The sequence below is a fragment of the Cryobacterium sp. M91 genome (genome assembly GCF_002929615.1).
GTDB classification, from domain to species: Bacteria; Actinomycetota; Actinomycetes; order Actinomycetales; family Microbacteriaceae; genus Cryobacterium; species Cryobacterium levicorallinum.
The window spans coordinates 1-23,013 of the sequence record NZ_PJJT01000074.1 but is presented as its reverse complement, the minus strand read 5'-3'; the positions used below and the strand labels follow the sequence as shown (position 1 = coordinate 23,013).

20 protein-coding genes are annotated in these 23,013 nt (G+C 65.6%); 7 read left to right on the top strand and 13 right to left on the bottom strand.

Going from position 1 to position 23,013, the window contains the following annotated elements:
* Positions 1–82: 82 nt before the first annotated feature.
* The 3 genes from CXY80_RS04320 to CXY80_RS04315 all read left to right on the top strand — a co-directional run bounded on the left by CXY80_RS04320 (position 83) and on the right by CXY80_RS04315 (position 3,183).
* The gene (locus CXY80_RS04320) at positions 83–1,408 is read left to right on the top strand and encodes an MFS transporter (protein ID WP_104131737.1); all 1,326 of its coding nucleotides are present in this window, start codon (positions 83–85) and stop codon (positions 1,406–1,408) included.
* 80 nt (positions 1,409–1,488) lie between these two features.
* Positions 1,489–1,662, top strand: a complete 174-nt coding sequence (locus tag CXY80_RS19675) for a hypothetical protein (protein WP_166787499.1) — start codon at positions 1,489–1,491, stop codon at positions 1,660–1,662.
* Between the two features lie 291 nt (positions 1,663–1,953).
* On the top strand, positions 1,954–3,183 hold the full coding sequence (locus CXY80_RS04315; protein WP_104131736.1) for an NAD(P)/FAD-dependent oxidoreductase: 1,230 nt from the start codon (positions 1,954–1,956) through the stop codon (positions 3,181–3,183).
* A 108-nt stretch (positions 3,184–3,291) separates the two neighbouring features.
* Here CXY80_RS04315 and CXY80_RS04310 read toward each other — a convergent pair whose 3' ends face one another.
* The 7 genes from CXY80_RS04310 to CXY80_RS04280 form a co-directional block, all read right to left on the bottom strand.
* Positions 3,292–4,677, bottom strand: a complete 1,386-nt coding sequence (locus CXY80_RS04310) for a dicarboxylate/amino acid:cation symporter (RefSeq protein WP_369828625.1) — start codon at positions 4,675–4,677, stop codon at positions 3,292–3,294.
* A gap of 168 nt (positions 4,678–4,845) precedes the next feature.
* Complete coding sequence (locus CXY80_RS04305; RefSeq protein ID WP_104131735.1) at positions 4,846–5,184, bottom strand: DUF488 domain-containing protein; 339 nt, start codon at positions 5,182–5,184, stop codon at positions 4,846–4,848.
* Between the two features lie 9 nt (positions 5,185–5,193).
* A complete protein-coding gene (gene narI / locus CXY80_RS04300) occupies positions 5,194–5,967 on the bottom strand; it encodes a respiratory nitrate reductase subunit gamma (RefSeq protein WP_233194964.1) in 774 nt (257 codons plus the stop codon).
* Positions 5,968–5,969: 2 nt separating this feature from the next.
* Entirely contained in the window at positions 5,970–6,620 is a 651-nt protein-coding gene (gene narJ / locus CXY80_RS04295; RefSeq protein WP_104131778.1) for a nitrate reductase molybdenum cofactor assembly chaperone, read from the bottom strand.
* A gap of 80 nt (positions 6,621–6,700) precedes the next feature.
* Positions 6,701–8,401 carry a nitrate reductase subunit beta gene (gene narH, locus CXY80_RS04290; RefSeq protein WP_104131734.1) on the bottom strand — a complete coding sequence of 567 codons (1,701 nt, stop codon included), beginning with the start codon at positions 8,399–8,401 and terminating at the stop codon, positions 6,701–6,703.
* Positions 8,401–12,165: a nitrate reductase subunit alpha gene (locus tag CXY80_RS04285; RefSeq protein ID WP_104131733.1), complete on the bottom strand. Its 3,765-nt coding sequence runs from the start codon at positions 12,163–12,165 to the stop codon at positions 8,401–8,403. Before CXY80_RS04285 ends, narH begins: the two co-directional genes overlap by 1 nt.
* Positions 12,166–12,270: 105 nt before the next feature.
* The gene (locus CXY80_RS04280) at positions 12,271–12,975 is read right to left on the bottom strand and encodes a metalloregulator ArsR/SmtB family transcription factor (protein WP_092448282.1); all 705 of its coding nucleotides are present in this window, start codon (positions 12,973–12,975) and stop codon (positions 12,271–12,273) included.
* A 137-nt stretch (positions 12,976–13,112) separates the two neighbouring features.
* Here CXY80_RS04280 and pdhA point away from each other — a divergent pair, with 137 nt between their 5' ends.
* Genes pdhA through CXY80_RS04265 form a run of 3 tightly spaced genes read left to right on the top strand, consistent with a single transcriptional unit; the run spans position 13,113 to position 16,579 of the window.
* A complete protein-coding gene (pdhA, locus tag CXY80_RS04275) occupies positions 13,113–14,219 on the top strand; it encodes a pyruvate dehydrogenase (acetyl-transferring) E1 component subunit alpha (RefSeq protein ID WP_233194961.1) in 1,107 nt (368 codons plus the stop codon).
* Positions 14,219–15,238 (top strand): alpha-ketoacid dehydrogenase subunit beta, encoded by a 1,020-nt coding sequence (locus CXY80_RS04270; RefSeq protein ID WP_092448284.1) that lies wholly within the window; start codon positions 14,219–14,221, stop codon positions 15,236–15,238. The genes pdhA and CXY80_RS04270 overlap by 1 nt, the downstream gene beginning before the upstream one ends.
* A gap of 9 nt (positions 15,239–15,247) precedes the next feature.
* Complete coding sequence (locus tag CXY80_RS04265; protein WP_104131731.1) at positions 15,248–16,579, top strand: dihydrolipoamide acetyltransferase family protein; 1,332 nt, start codon at positions 15,248–15,250, stop codon at positions 16,577–16,579.
* Between the two features lie 278 nt (positions 16,580–16,857).
* On the opposite strand, the gene CXY80_RS04260 is transcribed toward CXY80_RS04265, so the two are convergent.
* Genes CXY80_RS04260 through CXY80_RS04250 form a run of 3 tightly spaced genes read right to left on the bottom strand, consistent with a single transcriptional unit; the run spans position 16,858 to position 19,176 of the window.
* Positions 16,858–17,097 carry a ferrous iron transport protein A gene (locus tag CXY80_RS04260; protein ID WP_104131730.1) on the bottom strand — a complete coding sequence of 80 codons (240 nt, stop codon included), beginning with the start codon at positions 17,095–17,097 and terminating at the stop codon, positions 16,858–16,860.
* Complete coding sequence (locus CXY80_RS04255; protein ID WP_233194958.1) at positions 17,094–17,792, bottom strand: TrkA family potassium uptake protein; 699 nt, start codon at positions 17,790–17,792, stop codon at positions 17,094–17,096. Before CXY80_RS04255 ends, CXY80_RS04260 begins: the two co-directional genes overlap by 4 nt.
* Positions 17,785–19,176: a TrkH family potassium uptake protein gene (locus tag CXY80_RS04250; RefSeq protein ID WP_092448287.1), complete on the bottom strand. Its 1,392-nt coding sequence runs from the start codon at positions 19,174–19,176 to the stop codon at positions 17,785–17,787. Before CXY80_RS04250 ends, CXY80_RS04255 begins: the two co-directional genes overlap by 8 nt.
* A 291-nt stretch (positions 19,177–19,467) precedes the next feature.
* On the opposite strand from CXY80_RS04250, the gene CXY80_RS04245 reads away from it, so the two are divergent.
* Positions 19,468–20,028, top strand: coding sequence for a hypothetical protein (locus CXY80_RS04245; RefSeq protein ID WP_146070678.1), 561 nt, complete (start codon positions 19,468–19,470; stop codon positions 20,026–20,028).
* Between the two features lie 52 nt (positions 20,029–20,080).
* On the opposite strand, the gene CXY80_RS04240 is transcribed toward CXY80_RS04245, so the two are convergent.
* From CXY80_RS04240 to CXY80_RS19070, 3 genes are all read right to left on the bottom strand, one after another.
* On the bottom strand, positions 20,081–21,463 hold the full coding sequence (locus tag CXY80_RS04240) for an NAD(P)/FAD-dependent oxidoreductase (protein WP_369828627.1): 1,383 nt from the start codon (positions 21,461–21,463) through the stop codon (positions 20,081–20,083).
* 5 nt (positions 21,464–21,468) lie between these two features.
* A complete protein-coding gene (locus tag CXY80_RS04235) occupies positions 21,469–22,182 on the bottom strand; it encodes a phosphatase PAP2 family protein (RefSeq protein WP_104131728.1) in 714 nt (237 codons plus the stop codon).
* Positions 22,183–22,440: 258 nt separating this feature from the next.
* A partial coding sequence (locus CXY80_RS19070) for an HNH endonuclease signature motif containing protein (protein WP_146070677.1) occupies positions 22,441–23,013 on the bottom strand: 573 nt, incomplete at its 5' end.

The following is a 23,013-nucleotide window of genomic DNA, read 5'->3' as shown; positions in this document are numbered from 1 at the left end:
TTTGTGCGACGCGTCGGCACCGGCAAGCGAACAAGCTGGCTACTAAGCGGGCCTGCTGCCCGACCAACCAGCCGAGGAAACCATGTCAACCGTCTCACCACCACGCGTCACGTCCACGCTGAAGCCGGACCTCTCGAACTGGGATCCGGAAAACGAAGAGACCTGGGATTCACACCTCGCCTGGCGCACCCTGTGGATCACCACGTTCAGCATGACCCTCGGTTTCGCGGCCTGGTACCTGGTCAGCGCGATCGCTCCGCGGCTGAACGACATCGGCTTCGACCTGAGCACCAGCCAGCTGTACTGGCTCGTCGCGCTACCCGGCCTGGCCGGTGGCCTGCTGCGCCTCGTCTTCATGTTCCTGCCGCCGATTCTCGGCACGCGCATCCTCGTCGCCCTCTCCAGCGCGCTGCTGCTGTTGCCGATGATCGGCTGGACCCTGGTCGCCCGCGACGTGTCGACGCCGTACTGGGTGCTGCTCGCGCTCTCCTTCGCAGCCGGTATCGGCGGCGGCAGCTTCTCCGGTTTCATGGCTTCGACCAGCTATTTCTTTCCCAAGCGCCTCGCCGGAACGACCCTCGGCCTGCAGGCGGGGCTCGGCAACTTCGGCATCGGACTGATCCAGCTGCTCACCCCCTGGGTCGTCGGCTTCGGCCTGCTCGGCACCGCGGTGCTGACCCCGGAGAGTGATTCGAACGGCGAACTGGTCTGGCTGCACAACGGCGGCCTCGTGCTCATCCCCTGGGTGCTGCTCGCGGTCGCCCTCGCTCTCATTTTTCTACGTAAAGTGCCGATCAAAGCTAACTTTCGGCAGCAGATGGACATCTTCACGGTCAAGCACACCTGGATCATGACGCTCATCTACCTCATGAGTTTCGGCGCGTTCAGCGGCCTGGCGGCCCAAATGGGCCTCATCATCCTCAACGTCTACGGCGACTTCCCCGATGCACCCAACCCGCTCGCCTTCGCCTTCATCGGCCCGGTACTCGGCGCCCTCGTGCGTGCAGCGTGTGGCCCGCTCTGCGACCGGTTCGGCGGCGCCATCTTCACCTTCATCGGCGGCGCCGGCATGGCCGTCGGCACCCTGGTCACGGTGTTCTTCCTCACCCCGACCAGCGTCGACGAGTTCAAGGGCTTTCTCACCGGCATGATCATCATCTTCTTCTTCTCCGGCCTCGCCAACGCCGGAACGTTCAAGCAGATGCCGATGATCTTCCCCAAGCGCCAGGCCGGCGGCGCGATCGGCTGGACCGCCGCGATCGCCGCCTTCGGCCCATTCATCGTCGGAATGGCCCTCACGGCCATGAGCCCGACCACTTTTTTCATCGGCTGCACGGTATTCTGCGTGCTCTGCACGGGCCTCGCCTGGTTCTACTACGCGCGTCCCGGCGCGCCCAACCCGAGCTGACGCTCGACTCCCACCCGGAGCCCCCTCCTCCTCCAGCGGGGGGCTTCGGGTCTTTCCCGGCCCAGGGCCATACTGAAACGATGACCACACACGATGACGCTCACTCGGTCGACGATGCAGCAATCGGCGGTAACCCGATCGGTGGCGACCCAGCCTGCTGGCTCGAACAGGTCTGCCCGGACTGCGGTGCATTCGTTCCGGGCGAGCTGCCCGCCACCTGCTGGCGCTGCGACACCCTGGTCGCGCCGAGCTGAAACCTGGCATCCTCTTTTAAACGGATGCCGTCCCGCCGCCCCGCGGGCAGCCACCGTTGGGCGATGGCGGTCTCGAGCGATCGCGCGGGGGATGCGCCGCTGCGCGGGAGGCGCAACACCCACGCACTGGCGCAACTCCAGCGCGACGCGTGGCGCTGGAGTTTTGGCCAGTCCCGAACTCCCGCGCACTGGCGCAAGTCCCGCGTAGCGCACGCGGCCGGCACAGCCGCACCTCGACCAAACCGCCAAACCCTCGTACAGTCAGAGCACACCCCCGAGGAAGGACCACACATGGCCGACCAGCAGAATTTTGTGATTGTAGGGGCGTCCCTCGCGGGGGCGAGCGCTGCCCGAGCCTTGCGCGAAGAAGGCTTCGACGGACAGATTGACCTGATCGGAGCCGAGGAACACCGTCCGTACATTCGCCCGCCGCTGTCGAAGGACTACCTGGCCGGCACGGCCGAACGCGACTCCGTCTTTGTGCAGAGTGCGAGCTGGTACCCCGACCATGAGGTGCAGCTGCATTCCGGCACCCGGGCGGTGAGCCTCGACCTCAGCGCGCACCTCCTCGACAACGACGACGGCGCGCAGCTGAGCTACGACCGGCTGCTCCTGACCACGGGCTCCCGGCCGCGACGCCTGACTGTGCCGGGTGCAAACCTCGGCGGAGTGCACTACCTGCGCACCCTCGACCACTCCGACCTGCTGCACTCCGTTCTGGCTGACGGCGGCAAGCGACTCGTAGTCGTGGGATCCGGTTGGATCGGCATGGAGGTCGCCGCAACCGCCCGCACCCTCGGCAACGAGGTCACTATCCTGGAACGTGGCGCCGTCCCGCTTGCTGCGGCGCTTGGCGACGAGCTCGGCGACCTGTTCGCGAGCCTGCACGAGCGCAACGGCGTGGTCATCCGTCGCTCCGTGACCGTCGAAAGCCTGGTCGGAACGGATGGCCGGGTCACCGGAGTGCTCCTGGCCGGCGGCGAAACCGTGCCGGCCGACCTCGTTCTGGTGGGCATCGGTGCGGTTCCGAACGTCGAACTCGCCGAAAAGGCCGGGCTCGCAGTCGACAATGGAATTCTGGTCTCCGCGAGCCTGGAAACCAGCGATCCCCACGTGTTCGCGGCGGGCGATGTGGCCAACGCGGAGCATCCGCTCATCAAACAGCGGCTGCGCAGCGAGCACTGGGCGAATGCCCTGAACGGCGGTCCGGCCGCGGCCCGAGCGATGCTCGGCCAGAGCGTTTCGTTCGATGCCATTCCCTACTTCTATACCGACCAGTTCGACCTCGGCATGGAGTATTCCGGATTCGGCATATTGACCGACGGCGCCGAGCTGGTCTACCGCGGCAACCGGGATTCCCGCGAGTTCATCGTGTTCTGGCAGCAGACCGGCCGTGTCGTCGCGGGCATGAACGTCAACGTCTGGGACGTCAATGACACCGTTCAGGCTCTGATTCGTCGGGGCGAGCCGGTCGATCCCGCTCGCCTCGCCGACGAATCCATCCCCCTCGACCAGGTCTAGGCTTCGCTGCTCGAGGCCACCAGTCGGTCGAGACGCGAGGAACGAGCGGTCGAGACCCACGCATGATCGCGATCGCTCGCTCCTCGATCAACGAGCAGCGCGAGTGGGCTAGGCCCGCGTGTCGGCCAGCTCGCTCGGCGCCGACTCCGCGGCGGCGTCGTCCGTGAACGGCTGCGCGGTGCGCGGTGCGTTGTAGAGCGTCTCGTCTAGGATTCCCTGGCGCTTGGCCACAATCGTGGGCACGAGCGCCTGACCTGCGACGTTGACAGCGGTGCGACCCATGTCGATGATCGGGTCGATGGCCAGCAGCAGGCCCACCCCGGCCAGCGGCAGTCCCAGCGTGGACAGGGTCAGCGTCAGCATGACGACGGCGCCCGTGGTACCGGCGGTCGCTGCGCTCCCCAGCACGGAGACGAGCACGATCAGCAGATACTGGGTGAGGTCCAGCTGAATGCCGAAGAACTGGGCCACGAAAATGGCAGCGACGGCCGGATAGATCGCCGCGCAGCCATCCATTTTGGTCGTGGCTCCGAGCGGAACGGCGAAGGATGCGTAGGCGCGGGGTACACCGAGGCTGCGCTCGGTCACGCGCTGGGTCAACGGCAGGGTGCCGATGGAGGAGCGCGACACGAACCCGAGCTGCACCGCCGGCCACACGCCGGAGAAGTACTGCCTCACGGACAGCCCGTGCGATTTGATCAGCACCGGGTAGACGACGAACAATACGAGTACCAGGCCGATGTAGATGGTGACCGCGAACTTTCCGAGCGACCCCATGGTGTCCCAGCCGTAGACCGCGACGGCATTACCGATCAGGCCGATCGTGCCGAGCGGCGCGATTCGAATGATCCACCAGAGCACTTTCTGAATAACCGCCAGAGCGGATGCGTTCAGGTTGAGGAAGGGTTCGGCCAGCTTGCCCACCTTCAACGCCGCGATTCCCACCACGATGGCGATGACCAAAATCTGCAATACGTTGAAGCTGATGTTGGTGGTCGCGGTGCCGTCAACGACGCTGGTGCTCGCGCCCAGACCAAGGAAGTTCTTCGGGAACAACCCGGTCAAAAAGGCCCACCAATCGCCGGTTCGGCCGGAGTACTCGCCGGCCTCGGCTATGCCGGTTCCGGCACCCGGTTTGATCAGAACGCCCAGGCCGATACCGATCACAACGGCGATCAACGCGGTAATGGCGAACCAGAGCAGGGTGTTCCAAGCCAGCTTCGCCGCGTTGGATACCTGGCGCAGATTGGCGATGGAGCTGACCACGGCTGTAAAGATGAGTGGTACGACGGCCGCCTGCAGCAGCGAGACGTAGCTCGATCCGATGATTTTCAGCGTGGCGCCGAGACCGGTCGGGCTCTCTTCGGTGCTACCGGTGTATTTGGCGAGCAGCCCAAGGCCCAGGCCAATAATGAGTGCGGCGATGATCTGAACGCCGAAGGAGCGTACCCATTTGGGGATTCTGCTGGTGCTGACGCGATCTGCTGAAGTCACTAGTACGACACTTTCTGTTGCCATTCGTGGTACCGCGCACGCTCGACTGCCCCGTTCCCCGGGCCGGCCAGTACTCGTCGAGGCGAGTGTTCGCGTGTGAGCGGCTCTAGCTGCAAGCCCAAATGGCGGCGCACTATTCCGCTTCGGCACATTGTGGCGATACGTCGGTTACTCCGCGAGCACTCGAGCGTGGTTCACGTGCGGGTCCTTGGCTCCGTAGACCAGGGTTGTGACACCCTCGGCGACGAGCGCGCGCAACGCCGCGACCGCCACCTGGGTCGCGGCCACAGAGTAGAGTTCGGCGCGATAACGCAGCGCGAACTCATCCATTCGCTCCGGGTCGTGCTTCCACCAGGTGCGCAGCTTCGGCGACGGCGCCACGTCTTTCAGCCACTCATCGAGCTCGGCGCGTTCCTTAGAAACACCGCGCGGCCAGAGTCGATCAACCAGCACCCGGCATCCGTCATCAGCGGATGCCTCGTCATAGGCCCTCTTGATGCGCACCATGAAAGCAGCCTACTTCCGTGAGCGTTCCAGCGGGCGCTCGCTCTTCTCCCACCCGCGACGCGGCGGGCGCGCCCCGGCACCGCGGGGGTCATCGCGCGAACGGTAAACCACGTAAGGGCGAACGAGGTAGCCGAGCGGCGCCGAGAACACGTGCACCAGACGGGTGAACGGCCAGAGCAGAAACAGCGTCGTCGCGGTGAGCACGTGCAGTTGAAAAAAGAACGGCACGTCGCTCATGAGCGAGGGATCGGGCTGAAAGCCATACAGCGAGCGGATCCACGGCGAAATCGACCCACGATAGTCGTAGCCGCCGCCAAAGATTTGGTACAGCACCGTCGCCGTGGTGCCACACAAGATCGTGCTGGCCAGGAACACGTACATGACCTTGTCCATGACCGTCGTGACGAGCAGCACCCGCTTAGTCAGGCGTCGCCGGTAGATCAAAATGGCGAGGCCAGCCACCGTGAGTATGGCCGCGAATGTTCCCAGCCAGGTCGCCCCGAGATGATAGATATGCTCGGTCACCCCGAAGAACTCGAGCCACGGCTTCGGGATGAACAGGCCGACGACGTGCCCGCCGATCACCATGAGCATGCCGTAGTGGAACATCGGCGAGCCCCAGCGCAACAGTCGGTTCTCGTAGGTCTGGCTCGATCGCGACGTCCAGCCGAACTGGTCGTAGCGGTAGCGCAGCAGGTGCCCGACCACGAACACGCCGGAGGCGGCGTAGGGAAAGGCGACCCAGAGCAGGTAATCCCAGGCGGTCATACTGTCATTACCCATTTCTATCTGGCCTCATTCGCGTGCGCGGAAAACGGCTTCAAATTGCCGAGGTAGGTCATGCCGACCGTCTCGCTCGGCGGTCCCTCGTTGACGAGGTCCAGGTAGCGTTCGCGGGTTTCGTCGTCAATCTCGGGCAACGACAGCGACACGGCGCGCGCCAGGTGCGCGTACGGGCTGTCGAATTTCTCCAGCGCCGTACGCAGCACCTCGATGCCGTCGCGGTGCGCTGAGAGCAACTCCTGCGCGATCGGTGAGTCCGACAGCGCCGAGAACTCCAGCACCATCGGCAGGTAATCCGGCAGTTCGTCGGCGTCAACCTGCCAGCCGGCCGCCCGATACGCCTCGAGAAAACGCACCAGCGCCATGCCGCGCCGACGGGTATCGCCGGCCGCGTAGTAGGTGAGGTACGGGCAGCATTTGCGCTTCAGATCGAAGATCGCGGTGAAATGGGTGGCGAGCTCCTGCTCGCTCCAGCCGTCGATCGCCGTGAAGAACGCGTCGAACGCCTCCCGCAGCGGGTCGGGCAGTTGAATAACGCCTGAACGCACCAGCGAAAACTGCCGCTGCCGCTGGGGCGTGGGGTAATCCAGCAGAATCGACGCCGCCATGTGCGCGATAACGCCGTGCTCGGGCGTGAGCGGCACTGCGGCCATGAACCGCGGGGCCACCTTCGGCGCCCGAAAGCCAAAATTCACCCGCGCAGCGAGTGCCGCAGGAAGGCGGGTGGCGGCGCTCATGCCGCGCTCCCGGCATCCGCTTTGGGCGGGAACATGCCCTTCGGCACCCCGCCACCATTCCAGTTGAGCAGGTTGACCCGGCCAGGGGTCACCGGGCGGGTCTTGATGAGCGGCGAGTCGCCGACCATCTGGTTGTAGTTGTCAACGGTCGCGTTCAGCGGCATGCCGGGGGTATTGCCGTACGGGCCCGCGGGGCTGGAGTCGCCGCCATTGTGCGGGCCGGCGTGCTCGCGCGGGCCGCCCATCCCGGGGCCGCCGTCATTGGAGAGTGAGCAGCCGAGCTCGTCGAGCTCCCGCGCGGTCTCGACGTGCGCCTTCGGAATGACGTAACGGTCTTCATACTTGGCGATCGCGAGCAGCCGGTACATGGCCGTGATGGTCTCGCCGGTCATGCCGACAGCGTTCGGGATGCGCTCGTCTGGCTCGTTACCGAGGTTGATGCCCCGCATATAGGCGCGCATCGCGGCGAGTTTGCGCAGCGACAGCTCGACCGGAACGACATCGCCGGCCGAGAACAGCCCGGCGAGGTATTCCACCGGGATGCGCAGCTTGTCGATCGCGGCGAACAGGGTGCGCGCGTCTTCGCCGTCGCTGCCGGAGTTGCTCACGACGTCGACCACCGGGGAGAGCGGCGGGATGTACCAGACCATGGGCATGGTGCGGTATTCCGGGTGCAGCGGCAGGGCAATCTCGTACTCGGAGATGAGCTTGTAGATGGGGCTGTTCTGGGCGGCTTCGATCCAGTCGTCGGCCATGCCGTCCGCCTTGGCGGCGGCGATGACCTCTGGATCGAACGGGTCGAGAAAGCAGGCACGCTGGGCGTCAAGCAGGTCGTGTTCGTTTTCGATCGAGGCTGCTGCAAGTACGGCATCGGCGTCGTAGAGCATGAGGCCAAGGTAACGCAGACGTCCGACACACGTTTCGGAGCAGATGGTGGGCTTGCCCTGCTCGATCAGCGGGTAGCAGAGCGTGCACTTTTCGGCCTTGCCCGTTTTGTGGTTGAAGTACACCTTTTTATAGGGGCAGGCGGAGACGCACATGCGCCAGCCACGGCATCCGTCTTCGTCCACAAGCACGATGCCGTCTTCTTCACGCTTGTACATGGCGCCAGAGGGGCAGGCGGCCACGCAGGCGGGGTTCAGGCAGTGCTCGCAGATGCGCGGCAGGTAGAACATGAAGGTCTCTTCGAACTCCATCTTCACCTTCTCGCTCATCGTTGCGAGAATCGGGTCCGAGCTCGCGGTCTCCTGCGAGCCGCCGAGGTCGTCGTCCCAGTTGCCCGACCATTTGATGTCGATGTCCTGGCCGGTCAGTAGCGACTTCGGGCGGGCGACCGGGCTTTGGGTGCCGGCCGGAGCGGTGGTGAGCATGTCGTAGTCGTAGGTCCACGGCTCGTAGTAGTCGTCGATCTGCGGCAGGTTGGGGTTGTTGAAGATCTGCGAAAGTTTCTTCAGCCGTCCGCCGGCCTTGAGCCGCAGCCGGCCGCGCTTACCCAGCACCCAGCCGCCCTTCCACTTGTCCTGGTTTTCGTACTCGCGCGGGTAGCCGAGACCTGGCCGCGTCTCAACGTTGTTGAACCAGGCGTATTCCACGCCGGTGCGGTTGGTCCACACCTGCTTGCAGGTGACCGAGCAGGTGTGACACCCGATGCACTTGTCGAGGTTCATGATCATCGACATCTGGGCCATGACACGCATTAGTAATCCACTTTCTGGCTGCGGCGACGAATCACGGTGACCTCGTCGCGTTGGTTCCCGGTCGGGCCGAGGTAGTTGAAGGCGAAGGACAGCTGGGCATAGCCGCCGATCAGATGGCTGGGTTTCAGCAAAATGCGGGTGAGCGAGTTGTTGGTGCCGCCGCGCATACCGCTGGTTTCGGCGACCGGCACGTTGATGGTGCGGTCCTTCGCGTGATACATGTACACCGTGCCCTCCGGCATGCGGTGCGACACGACCGCGCGGGCCACGACGACGCCGTTGCGGTTGTAGGACTCGATCCACTCGTTGTCGATCACGCCGATCTTGTCGGCGTCTTGCGGGCTCATCCAGATGGTCGGACCGCCGCGGGAGAGCGAGAGCATGAGCAGGTTGTCTTGGTATTCGGAGTGGATCGACCACTTTGAGTGCGGCGTCAGGTAGCGCACGGCTACCTCGGCGTGACCGGTCGGGGTCTTACTCGTGGCGCCGACGATCGAGTCGTCGAACAGGCGGTACATGTCCAGCGGCGGCCGAAAGATCGGCAGTTGCTCGCCCAGTTCAATCATCCAGTCGTGGTCGAGGTAGAAGTGTTGACGACCGGTGAGAGTGTGCCAGGGCTTCAAGTGCTCGACGTTGATGGTGAAGGCGCTGTAGCGGCGACCACCGTGCTCTGAACCGGACCATTCCGGGGAGGTGAGCACCGGGATCGGCGCACCCTGGACATCCGGATAGGAAAAACGTCGACCCTCGTTGTCGCTGGCCAGCTGGGCGAGCTTGACACCGGTGCGTTCCTCGAGCTGCCGAAAACCCTGCGTGCCGAGGCGGCCGTTGGTCGTGCCCGAGAGCGCGAGCACCATTTCGCAAGCGTGAATAGCGGTCGACAGGCGCGGGCGGCCGGCGGCGGGGCCACTGGGAACGAGCCCGTTTTTCTTGCCGAGGTAGGCGACCTCGACGTCGGGGTTGAATTTCACTCCCTTGGTGACCATGCCGAGCTTTTCGGTGAGCGGCCCGAGCGCGCCAAGCTGCGCGGCGAACGCCGGGTAGTCGCGTTCCACCACGACGAGCTTCGGCATGGTGACGCCGGGGATGAGCGGCTGATCGTTCAACACGGTGCCGTGCGGGGTGGCCATGCCGTCGGGGGTGTCGTGTTGCAGAGGCGCTGCGACCAGGTCATTGCGCACGCCGAGGTGCGTGACGGACATTTCGGAGATCTTGGCGGCGAGCACGTGAAAGATGTCGAAGTCGGTCTTGGCCTGCCACGGCGGCGCGATCGCGGGGTTGAACGAGTGAATAAACGGATGCATATCCGTCGTCGAGAGATCGTTCTTCTCATACCAGGTGGCCGGCGGCAAGACCACGTCACTGTAGATCGTGGTCGACGTCATGCGGAAATCGCTCGTGACCAGCAGGTCGAGCTTGCCTTCCGGCGCGCTCTCATGCCATTTCATGGTCTGCGGGCGGCGCGCCGGCATCGATTCCACGGCACGCACCGCGGACGGTGCCCCGAGCAGGTGCTTGAGAAAATACTCATTGCCCTTGCCCGAGGAGCCGAGCACGTTGGCCCGCCACACCACGAGCACCCGCGGAAAGTTCTCGGGCGCGTCCGGGTCTTCGCAGGAGAACACGAGCGAGCCGTCCTTCAACGAATCGACGACGTACTCGGCCGGTTCTTGGCCAGCGGCGGCCGCGTCGTCGACCAGGTCGAGCGAGTTGCGGTTGAAGGTGGGGTAGCTGGGCATCCAGCCGCGCTTGGCCGATTCGACCATGGTGTCCGCGGTGGTGCGTCCCTTGAATATCCCGGCGCCGAGCGGGCTCGCGAGAGTGTCGGCGCTCAGGCCGTCGTAGCGCCACTGGTCGGTGGCGAGGTAGAAGAAGCCGGTGCCGATCATCTGGCGCGGCGGGCGCACCCAGTCCAGTCCGAAAGCGTACTGGCCGTATCCCGTGAGCGGACGCACCTTTTCCTGGCCGACATAGTGGGCCCAGCCGCCGCCATTCACGCCCTGGCAGCCGGTCATGGTGGTGAGCGCGAGAAAGGCACGGTAGATGGTGTCGGAGTGGAACCAGTGGTTGGTGCCGGCGCCCATCAGAATCATCGACCGGCCCTCGGAGTCCTCGGCGTTCTGCGCGAATTCGCGGCCGATGCGCGCCGCGGCCTGCCACGGCACCGAGGTGATCTCCTCCTGCCAGGCTGGAGTTCCTGGGCTGGAGGCGTCGTCGTAGCCGGTGGGCCAAACGCCTGGCAGGCCGTCGCGGCCGACGCCGTACTGAGCGAGCAGCAGGTCGAACACGGTCGTCACGAGCACACCGGCGACCTCGCGCACGGGCACGCCGCGGCGCACGATGCCGGCGGCGCCTGCGTGCTGCTGGGCCTCCTGCTGCCCGGCGGGGCTGTCAACATCGGGCGTTCCGTCGAAGCGGGGCAGGTCGATCGCGACAGAGCGACCGTCGTAGTCGGGGGCATCCGCTATGGAAAGGAGTGGGTCTCGACCCTCGAGGTCGAGGTTCCATTTACCCTTGTCGGCCTCGCTGAACCGGTGCCCGATCGACCCGTTCGGCACGAAGGCCTCACCGTTCTCGTCGAGCATGACCGTCTTGAAGGCTGCACTTGAAACGGATGCGTCGGTGCCAGGCAGCGCGTCGGCCGTCAGAAACTTGCCGGGAACCCAGGCATCCTGGCGCGGAGTGAGCGCGATCAGGTACGCCGAGTCGCTGAACTTCTTCAGGTACCGGGCGAAGCGCGGGGTGCGGCGGTCGACCAGGAATTCCTTGAGCACGACGTGGCCCATGGCCAGGGCGAGGGCACCGTCGGTTCCGGGGTGCACGGCGAGCCACTCGTCGGCGAACTTGGAGTTGTCGGCGTAGTCGGGCGAGACTGTGATGACCTTCTGGCCGCGGTAGCGGGCCTCGACCATGAAGTGCGCGTCGGGGGTGCGGGTGACGGGAACGTTGGAGCCCCACATGATGAGGTAGCTGGAGTTCCACCAGTCGGCCGATTCGGGCACGTCGGTCTGGTCGCCGAACACCTGCGGGCTGGCGACGGGGAGGTCGGCGTACCAGTCGTAGAACGAGAGCATGGTGCCGCCGAGCAGTGAGATGAAGCGGTTGCCGACGCCCTGCGACACGATCGACATGGCCGGAATCGGACTGAAGCCGACCACCCGGTCGGGCCCGTACTGCTTGATGGTGTGCACGTGGGCGGCGGCGACGATCTCGGCGGCTTCGTCCCAGGTGGCGCGAACCAAGCCACCCTGGCCGCGGGCGCTTTTATACTGGCGGGCAGTTTCGGGGTTGCCGGTGATCTCAGCCCAGGCCAGCACGGGGTCACCGAGGCGGGCCTTCGCTTCGCGGAAAAGGTTCAGCAGTACGCCGCGAACGTAGGGGTACCGCACCCGGGTGGGCGAGTAGGTGTACCAGCTGAACGCGGCGCCGCGGGGGCAGCCTCGGGGCTCGTATTCGGGTGAATCGGGGCCAACACTCGGATAGTCGGTCTGCTGGGTTTCCCAGGTGATAATGCCGTCCTTGACGTACACCTTCCAGGAGCAGCTGCCGGTGCAGTTCACGCCGTGGGTGCTGCGCACCTCTTTGTCGTGGGTCCAGCGGTCACGGTAGAACGCGTCGGCGGTGCGGCCGCCGGTCTTGAACACGCTGCGCAGGTCCTCGCTGGTTTCTGAGCTGCGCAGAAAGCGACCGAGTTTGAGCAGCGAATCGGCGACCGGGCCGTCGGTACCGGGCTTGCTGGTGGTACTGGTTGTGCGTGTTTTCACGGCTGCCCCTTGCCTGCCGGGGAATGCCGAAGCGCTATTCCCCCTCAGAACGAGCTAAGCCGCTGCCTTCGAGGTCAACAACCGCAAAGTGCCGGTAATAATGTTTTACCTCGGTTCGCGAGAGCGCAAAAAGTGCCCGTTTGAGGTGTCCAATCGGGCACTTTTTGCGCTCTCGCGTTCAGCGGGAAGGGGAGCGACGTCGATCACGCAGAGGTGCGGGGCGTCGATGAGGTTCAGGCCGACTGCGCGAAGGGGGCCGTCGGCCTGCTCCAGCACTCCTTGAATCAACCGGTAGTGCACGCCGCAGACCTCGGGGTGATCCTTGATCATCTCCGAGTACGGGCAGTCGTGCAGGTTGACCTGTTCACCGTTGGCGGCGACGCTCGCGTCGAAGCCGGCCTGATCCAGGTGGTCGTCGAGGGCATCGAGCTGACGCCGGGCTGCGGGGCCGGTGCAGCCGGCCAAGGCGGGCTGGCCTGCAGGAAGCAGCAGCAGCCGTCTCAACTGCTCGGCACGCTCCTGCGCGGCCTCGATCTTGCGGGCGCGAATCGAACCGAGTTCGGTACTGACCCCGCCGGCGGCGCTATAGAGCATCTTCGGGCGACCCTTGCTGTCGCGCGGCTCGGGCGCACAGGTGACGAAACCGTCATTGATCAGGCGATCGAGGTGTTCGCGGGCGGTGTTGGGGTGCAGGCCAGCGGCTTCGGCGAGGTCGTTCACGGTCATCGTTCCGCGACTTTGCAGCTGGTAGAGCAGGTTCATGCGGCTCAGACTGGCGAGCGTTTTGTAACTCGGAGGTTGGGCGGCCATGACTCCATTATGACCTCCCACGCGTGAATCAGCTGCAGTGGGTGGCAGCAGAAACAGTCACTTTCTCTCCCTCCCGCCGCAGATTCTCCGGCTGAGCTGCTGGGAAGCAAATCATTCAACGCAAAGTAATAGTCTTAATGAACGAAATACGCAGGAAGTGGGACCACATGGCGGCAAAAGCCCGCACGCGACCGAAAGCAGTAGTCGAGTCCGCTGGTGGTGAACCCGCCGAAACCCTCCGTGACTACTACGAACGGATGTCGCTGGTGCGGGCCTTCGAGCTGCGCTCCAGTGAGATGTACGCTCGCGCCAAAATCGGCGGCTACTGCCACCTGAACCTCGGCGAAGAGGCCACCGTGGTCGGTCTGATGGCCGCCATAGAGTCCCGCGACTACCTGTTCACCGGCTACCGCGACCACGGCTACGCCCTGATGCGCGGCCTCGCGCCCGAGCGTGTGATGGCCGAGCTGTTCGGCAAGGTCACCGGCGTCTCCGGCGGACGCGGCGGCTCGATGCACCTGTTCGACGACGAGGCGCGCCTGCTCGGCGGCTACGGCATCGTCGGCGGGCAGATTCCCCCGGCCACCGGCGCCGCGCTCGCCCTGAAATATCAAGAAGCGGCCGGCCCCGACGCTGCCGCCGTGATGTGTCTGCTTGGCGACGGCACCACCAACATCGGTGCGTTCCACGAATCGCTCAACCTCGCCGGGCTTTGGAAGCTTCCGATCGTCTACGTGATCGTCAACAACGGCCTCGGCATGGGAACGACGGTGGAGAAGGCATCAGCTGAACCCGATCTGTACAAGCGCGGCGCGTCGTACCGCATGCCCGGTATCCGGGTCGACGGGGATGACGTTCTCGCCGTGCGCGATGCCGCCCGGGACGCCCTCAAGCAGGCCCGAGAGTCGCGCCAGCCGGTGCTGCTCGAGGTCATGTGCTACCGGTTGCGCGGCCACTCCGTGGTCGACCCGGCCCGCTACCGCTCGCCCGAAGACACCACGATCGCCCAACAGTCCGACCCGGTGCCGAGCTTTCGCACCGAGCTGATCGCCTCCGGCGTGCTCAGCGAAGCGGATGCCGCCGCCATCGACGAGGCCGCCGACGTGCGCGTTTCCGAGGCGGTCGTGTTCGCCGACGAGAGCCCCGAGCCCGTCGTCGCCGACCTGTTCAAGTATGTATACGCAACCCCGGTGGCGAATGCGCCATCCGCTTTGCCCGGAGAACCCGTTATGGACGCACTGTGATGACTACCGAAGTAGCAACAACCCGCACGATCACCTACCGCCAGGCACTCAATGAGACCCTGCGCGCCGAGCTCGAACGCGACGAGAAGGTCTTTCTGGTAGGCGAAGAGATCGGGGTGTTCGAGGGGTCCTACAAGATCACCGCCGGACTGCTCGAAGACTTCGGACCCGACCGAGTGCTCGACGCCCCCATCGCCGAGGAGGGGTTCGTGGGCGCAGCCCTCGGCGCCGCGATGCTCGGCATGCGTCCCGTGGTCGAAATCATGACCATCAACTTCAGCCTCATCGCGATCGACCAGATCGTGAACCACGCCGCCAAAATGCGCTCGATGTTCGCCGGCCAGGTCTCCATTCCGCTGGTCATTCGCATGCCCGGAGGTGGTGGCCAGCAGCTCGCCGCGACCCATTCGCAGAACCTCGAGGTCTGGTACGCGCACATTCCCGGGCTCAAGGTTGTCGCCCCGTCGACCCCGGCCGACGCGAAAGCGCTGCTGACCGCGGCGATTCGCGATGACGACCCGGTGATCTTTCTGGAGAACCTCTCGCTGTACAGCGCCAAGGGCGAGGTTCCCGACGGCGAACAGGTCGCCGAGATCGGCAAGGCCGCCGTCGTCAAGACCGGCACCGACCTCACCATCGTGAGCTACTCGCGCGGCACCACGACCGCCCTCGAGGTGGCCCATCAGCTCGAAGCCGAGGGCCTGTCAATCGAGGTCGTCGACCTGCGCAGCCTGCGCCCGCTGGACCGCGACACCATCTGCGCCTCGGTGAAGAAGACCGGCCATGCCGTCGTCTTCGAAGACGACTGGCTCAGCTACGGCATCGGCGCTGAGATCTCGGCGACCATCGGCGAGGGTGTGTTCGACTTTCTCGACGCCCCTGTGCGCCGCGTCGCCGCCGCCGAGGTTCCGTTGCCCTACGCAAAGGCCCTCGAGAAGGCCGCGCTGCCCAATGCCGCCGACCTCGCCAAGGTCGTGCGCGAAGTACTCAATATCTCAACTACCGCGAACGACAAGTAGGAGCCGGCCATGCCCGACGTCATCATGCCCCGCCTCTCCGACACCATGGAGGAGGGGGAGCTCAGCCGCTGGATGAAGCAGGTCGGCGACGAGATTCACAAGGGCGACGTGCTCGCCGAGATCGAAACCGACAAAGCCACGATGGACCTTGAGGCCTTCGACAACGGCGTCCTCGAGCAGCTGCTCGTAGTCGCCGGCACCCTGGTGCCGATCGGCGCCCCGGTCGCCCGCATCGGTGACGGCAGCAATATCGTCACGGATGGCGCGACACCCGCTGCGCCGGTTGCGACGGCTGCTCCAGTTGCGACCACTGCCCCGGTTGCGACCACTGCCCCGGCAGCGGATGCCGCAGCTCCGGCTGCACTGCCCGCCGCATCAGCCCCGGCCCCCGTCGCGGTGGCTCCGACCGCTCCCACCGCACCCACCGCACCGGAGGCTCCGGCCGCGACGCCGACGCCGACCGGCGAGCTCCGTACCTCGCCGCTGGCCCGCAAGATCGGCCGCGAGCATGGAATCGACCTGCACACGATCGCGGGCACCGGGCCGCAGGGCCGTATCACCCGCACCGACGTTGACACGGCGATCCTGGCTCAGGCATCCGCCGCATCCGTTCCGGAGCCGGTAGCCGCTGCGGCAGCCCCGACCGCCGTTTCGGCCGACTCGGTCACCGTGCCGGTCAGCCGCATTCGCGCCGTTACGGCCCGCCGGCTCACCGAGAGCCAGGCCGTGCCGCACTTCTTCCTGACGAGCGTCGTTAACGTGGAACGTCTCGTCGCGTTCCGCACCGACGTCAACGCTTCGCTCGAGACGGTCGGCAGCAAGGTCAGCCTGAACGACCTGTTCGTGCGCGCCTGCGCCGTAGTGCTGCGCGCGCACCCCGAGGTGAATGCATCCTGGGGCGATGGAGTCATTCTGCGGCACAACCACGTGAACGTCGGCGTGGCCGTCGCGACCGACGACGGACTGCTCGTTCCAGTGGTGGCCGACGCCGACCAGAAGTCGCTCGCCGCCATCGCCACCGAGACGCGCGCCCTGGCCGGGCTCGCCCGTACGGGCAGCCTGTCCCTGGCGCAGATGTCTGGTGGAACCTTCACCATCAGCAACCTCGGCATGTTCGGCATCGACTCGTTCACCGCCGTACTCAACCCGCCGGAGGCCGGAATTCTGGCGATCGGCGCGGCCACCGAGGTCCCCCAGGTGCGCGATGGCCAACTCGTCAGCGTGCCCATGGTCAAGATCACCCTGACCGTCGACCACCGAGTGCTCGACGGTGCCGTCGCGGCCGCGTTCCTGCGCGACCTGACCCAGCTGCTCGAGGAGCCGCTGCGCATCGTTCTCTAGCCCGAATGGTCCGGGCTGGAGGTCGCTTCCCTTGGTCGATGGGGAACTCGGCAAGATCTTTGCGGCGCGCGGAAGTTGCGCAGCTGCGCGGGAGGCTAAACCCCCGCGCACTGACGCAGGTCCCGCGCAGCGCAGCCCAGCCCCACGGATGCTCACTCCCTCAACTCCCAGCGCCGCCAGAACTCCCGCGCATTAGCGTAACTCCCGCGCCAGCCGAGCAATCGGCCGACGCCGCGGGCGCGGCCCTGGCTCCGGCGTCACGGCCTTCTCGACTGGCGCTACGGCCGGGCAGGCGTTCGCCGCCGGCGCTGCTCGGGCGCCGGCGGTACCTCTTTCGCGGCGACGACGTCGGCCATCGCGAGAGTCACCAGTCCGCGCTTGGTTTCCACCGAAACGGATGCCGCGCTGCGGCTGCGCAAAAACCCGAGCGCGTCCGTATAGCCACCGGGGATTCGCGTGCGCACGACGACCCGGGTGCCGAGCGGGGCATCCGCTAGAAAAGCGAAGGGATCGCTCATCGCATCAGGCTGTACTTTTCGACCCGCGCCGACTCCCCGGCGATCAGAATGATGTCGCCATCTTCGATCACCGTGTCGAGCGAGGTGTAGCTCCAGCCCACGCCAGGCCGATGAAACGCCGTCACGGTCACACCGTAGCGGGCGCGCACCTTCGCCTCGCCGAGCGGAACCCCGATCAGCGCGCGCGGCGGCGCCGTTTTCACGAGCGCGAAGTTCTCACCGATCTCGATGTAGTCCTGCATGGCACCGCGCACGAGGTGCGCGACCCGCTGGCCCATGTCTTTTTCGGGGTAGATAACGTGATTGACGCCGAGTTGGGTAAGAATTTCCCCGTGCGGGTCACTGACAGCCTTGGCCCAGATGTTCGCAATGCCGAGCTTGAGCAGCAGGGACGCGGTCAGAATGTTCGCCTGAATGTCACCGCCGATAGCCACCACCACGCTCGAGAAGTCGGGCACCGAGAGCTCGCGCAGCGTTGCCTCCTTGGTCGAGTCGGCGCGCACCACGTGCGTGAGCAGCCGGTTGTGCGCCTGCACGATCTCTTCGTCACCGTCGATGCCGAGTACCTCGGTGCCGCTCTTCATGAGTTCGAGGGCCAGGGAGCTGCCGAACCGGCCGAGGCCAATGACGACGACCGATTCGGCTTCGGCCAGGCGGGCCGGGTCACGATGCCCGAACAGCGAATATTTAGCCAATGATCGGCCTTTCCTTGGGGAGTTCATAGGTGGTGTGCCGTTCGCGCAGGGCGATAGCAGAGCCGATGGTGATCGGACCGAGACGGCCGACGAACATGAGCAGGATAAGAATGATCTGCCCCTCCCAGGGCAGCCCGGCAGTGATTCCGGTGGACAATCCCACGGTCGCGAAGGCGCTGATCGCCTCGAACAACAACGCGTCCATTGAGATATCCGTCATGAGCATGAGGGCCACGGTCGCGGCGATGATCACGCCGACCGCGAGCAGGGCGATCGTGATCGCCTCCCGGTGCACCGCCCGGGAGAGCCGCTTGCCAAAAACGTTGACGGCAACCTCGCCGCGCAGCTCCGTCCAGACGATGAAGAACAAGACGGCGAAGGTCGTGATCTTGATGCCACCGGCGGTTCCGGCCGGGCCACCACCGATCAGCATGAGCACGTCCATTCCGAGCAGGCTCGCCGAATCCATCTGGCCAATGTCGATGCTGTTGAAACCCGCGGTGCGGGTCTGCACGGACTGAAAGAAACCGGTCAGCAACTTGCCGGGCCAATCGAGCGGCCCGAGCGTATTCGGATTCGACCATTCAACGGCGGTGATATATACCGTTCCCAGACTGAGCAATGCGATCGTGCCGGCCACGACGACGCGGGTGTTCATGGTCCAGGTGCGAATCGACCAGGCACTCTTTGACCGAGGATGCCGCAGCTGCCGCCGCAACTGAACGATCACCGGAAACCCCAACCCACCCAGGATGACGGCGGCGCTGATCGGCAGGCAGATCCAGGCATCCGTTGAAAAACCCATCAGGTTGTCGCTGAACAGGGCAAAGCCGGCGTTATTGAAGCTCGACACGGAGTGGAACACTCCCAACCAGACGGCTCGGCCGACAGGTTCGCCGTAGCCGACCATGAAGCGCACGGCCAGCATGATCGCGACGGTCAGCTCGATGACCAGCGAGATGCGCACAACACCGAGCACGAGTCCCTTGACGTCTTCGAGACCGACACTCTTGGTTTCGGCGGCGGCCGTGATGCGCGAGCGCAGCGAGAGTTTACGGGCGATCGCCAAACCGACCACCGAGGCGAACGACATAATACCGAAACCGCCGATCTGGATCAGCCCAAGAATCACGATCTGGCCGAACGGCGTCCAGTAGACCGCCGTATCGACGACGGTCAGACCGGTGACGCAGACGGCGCTCGTGGCGGTGAACAGCGCCTCCATGAAGGACGCCCCGCCCGGCCCGACCCGCGCGTTCGGCAGCATGAGCAGCGCGGTGCCAACCAGGATGGTCAGGGCAAAACCGGTGACGACGACTTGCGCCGGGTGCAGGCGGTAGCGCTTCGATGTGTTGCCGCGTTCGCGGACGGCCCGTGAGTGCACAGAGCCAACTCTACGCTGGGAGTCCGCGCTGGCTCGGACGGGCAGGACTGTGGGGCGTCAGGCTCCCCGGGCCTGAAGCGTGGGCGGACCCGGCTCCCCGGGCCCACTTTGTGAACCCGGGCCCCGTTTCTAAACTGGGCCCGCATTCCGCGCCCGGGCCCCGTACAGGAACGTGCCGGCCTCGATTGTGCGGCAGCTATTTGTAGTCGGTTTGACGGGCTTCGTCTAGCCCCCAACTTCGGTCCGCGACTCCGACAACAAGTGCGCAATACTCAATCTGGGGGATCGACAATGACGATAAGTGATGAGGTAGAACCGGCGCAAATACGTGTGCTGCGACCGCGGGAGCGCATCATTTCGCACGCGATCATCGCGGCGCTCGCCCTGTTCATCCCGCTCTTTCTCGTGTTGTACTGGCTGTCCATTCCTCGCCAGACCTGGCCGTTTGTGCTCGAAATCCAATGCGGGTTCACCGCCCTTGGTGTGATCTTCGGGCTCGGAGTCAGCAAAATGGCCCTGCGCGTCACCCCCGACCGACTATCGGTTCGGAGTCTGCTCGGTCGCGAAACGCACGTCGCCACCGCCGATATCGGCAGCGTGGTGCTGGTCGAGCTCTATCAGAGCGGGACGGCCGATTGCCTGCCGCACCTGTATTTGCTTGATGCTGCCGGTGATGTGCTCGTGCACCTGAGTGGCCAAATCTGGTCGCGGTCCACGATTGAGAGCGCGATCGACCAGCTCGGTGTCGCTGTGCTGCGCCCACCCGACCCGCTGACCGTGGCCGAACTCGGCCAGCTGCGGCCTCAGCTGGTGCGCCGCCTGGCGCGACACGCAGCCCGACTGAACGACTGAACGACTGAACGGCTGAACGGCTGAACGGCTGAACGGCTGAACGACTGAACGGCTAGTGCCCGCGCCCCGACACCACATCGGCCACCCGCGCGAGCGGTGACGTCGTGCGGCGGCCGGTCAGCTCGGTGCGGTCGGCGAGCGAGTAAGCCCGATAGAGCGCCGTGACCGCGAGCCAGCGCAGCGGTTCCGGCTCCCACTGGCGCACCCGATGGTTCACCCACGGCAGTTCGGTGAGCGAACTGCTCCGGCCGAGAATGAGGTCGGTCAGGGTACGGCCGGCCAGGTTCGTGGTCGCCACCCCGGTGCCCACATAGCCGCCGGCCCAGGCCAGTCCGGTCTGCGGGTCGAGACCGACGGTCGCGGCCCAATCCCTGGGTACACCGAGCACGCCCGACCACGCATGATCGATGCCCGCGTCCTTCGTCGCCGGGAAGAAGCGCACCAGAATCGCGCGGAGGGCGTCGATGGTGGATTGCGGGGTCTGGCCGTCGGTATCCGTTTTCGAACCGAATCGGTAGGGAACCCCGCGCCCGCCGATGGCGATGCGGTCGTCGCTCGTGCGCTGCGCGTACATGTAGGCGTGCGCCATATCCCCCAGGGTTTCCCGACCCGACCAGCCAATCTTTTCCCAAACGGATGCGTCGAGCGGCTCGGTCGCGATCAGCGACGAATTCATGGGAAGCCAGGTGCGATGCAGCCCCTTGAGCGTGGCCGTGAAGCCCTCGGTCGCACGCACAACGAACGCGGCGTCGACGGTACCGTGTTCGGTCACCGCCTGGTTTGCCGCGATTTCGCTCACCGGGGTGTTCTCGTAGAGCTCAACGCCGAGCGAAACGACCTTGCGGGCCAGTCCGGCCACGAGCTCCGCCGGATTGATGCGGGCGCAGTGCGGATGCCACATACCCCCGGTCATTCCCGCCACGTTGATGCGGTTTTGTGCCTGGGCCCGCGAGAGCACCTCGACGTCGGTGTGCGCCCAGGTCTGTTCGGCCCGGGCGGCAGCTTCGAGGCGGTGCTGCTGCGGGGCATCGTAGGCGACGGTGAATTCGCCGCCCTTGACGATGCCGGCGTCGATGCTCTCCGCTGCGGCCACGCGGATGACCTCGTCGACCGTGTCGTTCATCGCGGCCTGAAAGTTTTCAACCGCCGGGCGGCCGTGGTGCTTCAGGTACTGGTCGCGGCCACCGGTGATCGAGTTGGTGAGCCAGCCGCCGTTGCGTCCGGAGGCGCCGAACCCGGCGAAGCGGGCTTCGAGCACCACAATGCGTAGCTGCGGCGCCGCCTTCTTAAGGTAGTACGCGGTCCACAGTCCGGTATAGCCGGCGCCGACAATGACGACGTCGGCGCGGGTCGACCCGGGCAGGGTCGGCCGCGGCGCTGGCTGGCCGAGCTGGTTCCACCAGAACGAGACGTCGCCATTGCGCACCGGGGTCACTCGAGTCACGATTGCGCCGCCTTCTTTCGGTCTCGTTCAAGCCGCAGCCGGGCGGCGAGTGCGCGCTCGCCATCGAGCTTCGCGGCGACCGGAGCCCACAGCACAATTGCAACTCCGGCACCGATCAATAGCCCGCCGATGGTGTCGGTCAGCCAGTGCACACCGAGGTAGGTACGGCTGAGCAGCATGACGATCGTGTACGCGGCACCGGCCAGGGCCACCCACAACCGCGGAAAGATGATGGCGAGACACACCGCCATGGTCGCCGCATTGGCGACGTGGCCAGACGGAAAGGAGCCAAAATCGGACGTGACCAGCATGTCTTCTGGCCGGGCCCGGCCAAAGACCTGCTTCAGGACTTGCACAGCGCCGGCACTGACCACGGTCGCCACGAGATAATAGCCGGCCGCCCACGGACGTTTGATGAACACGACGACCACGGTGATGACGATCGGCACGATCAGCACGCCGAACAGACCGCCACCGAGGGCGTTCATGAACAGCGACGGAACCTCCCAGATCGGAGCGCGGTGTTCGATCACCTCGCCCATCCACTCGGTGTCGACCTCGAGGGCGAGTCCGTTGGCACGCACGACGACGACCAGGCCAAGCAGGGCGGCCAATGCGACGGCCGCTATCCCGCTGATCACAGGCCAGCGGCGGGAGATGCGGCGCGCTGCGGGGTCGGCGGCACGCTCCGGAGACTTCGGGTTCGTCATCCCGCCATCGTAGAACAGCCGCTCCGGATTGGGCCATCGGCGGGCCGGACCCGCGCCATCCGCTCCCCTGAATGTGTGCCCCCGCACCTGCACCGGACCCGGGCCCGGAACGTGGGCCCAGGTTAGATCATGGACCCACGACCGTAAGGTGCGCCCGCAGAGCCTGGTCCCGGCAACCTGGTCACGTCAACCTGGTCCGCACCCGCTCAGACTCAACAATTCGCACCGCGGCGCGGTCCCTGATCCGCGTTGCTGGGTTCAGTTGGCTTCGGCGTCCTGCTGCCGCTTGAGTTCGAGCATGAGCGGGCTCTTACTGGGCAGCGGAATCAGCGTCTGCGTCGGGTCGATGCTCGCGGGTGGTTGCAGCCAGAACTCCCCCGGCTCGCCAATCACCCGCCAGCCTTCCTGATGAAGTCGGCGGTGGCAGGGGCCGCAGAGCAACAGCCCCAGGTCGATGTCGGTCGCGCCGGTGGCGCGCACCCACTGGTCGGCGTGGTGCGCCTCCGTTCGGGAGGGTGGCATGTCGCAGCCCGGAAACATGCAGCCGCCGTCACGTACGCCCATGGCCACGCGCTGCGCCTCACTGAAAGTTCGCATGGTGCGGCCCAATTTCAGCGAATGCCCCGCCTCGTCTACCAACAGCCGCAGCTGGCCGGTGTTGCAGAGAAACCGTTGCACCGTTTCGAGGGAGATCGGGGCGGGGTTGCCCTCAAGGAATCCATGCCCCACCCGCCCGCGCTGCCGGGTCTGCTCGCTCAGGCCGCTCCGCCCTGCCTGCTCGCTCTGCCCGGTCTGCCCGCTCTGCCCGCTCTGCCCGCTCTGCCCGCTCTG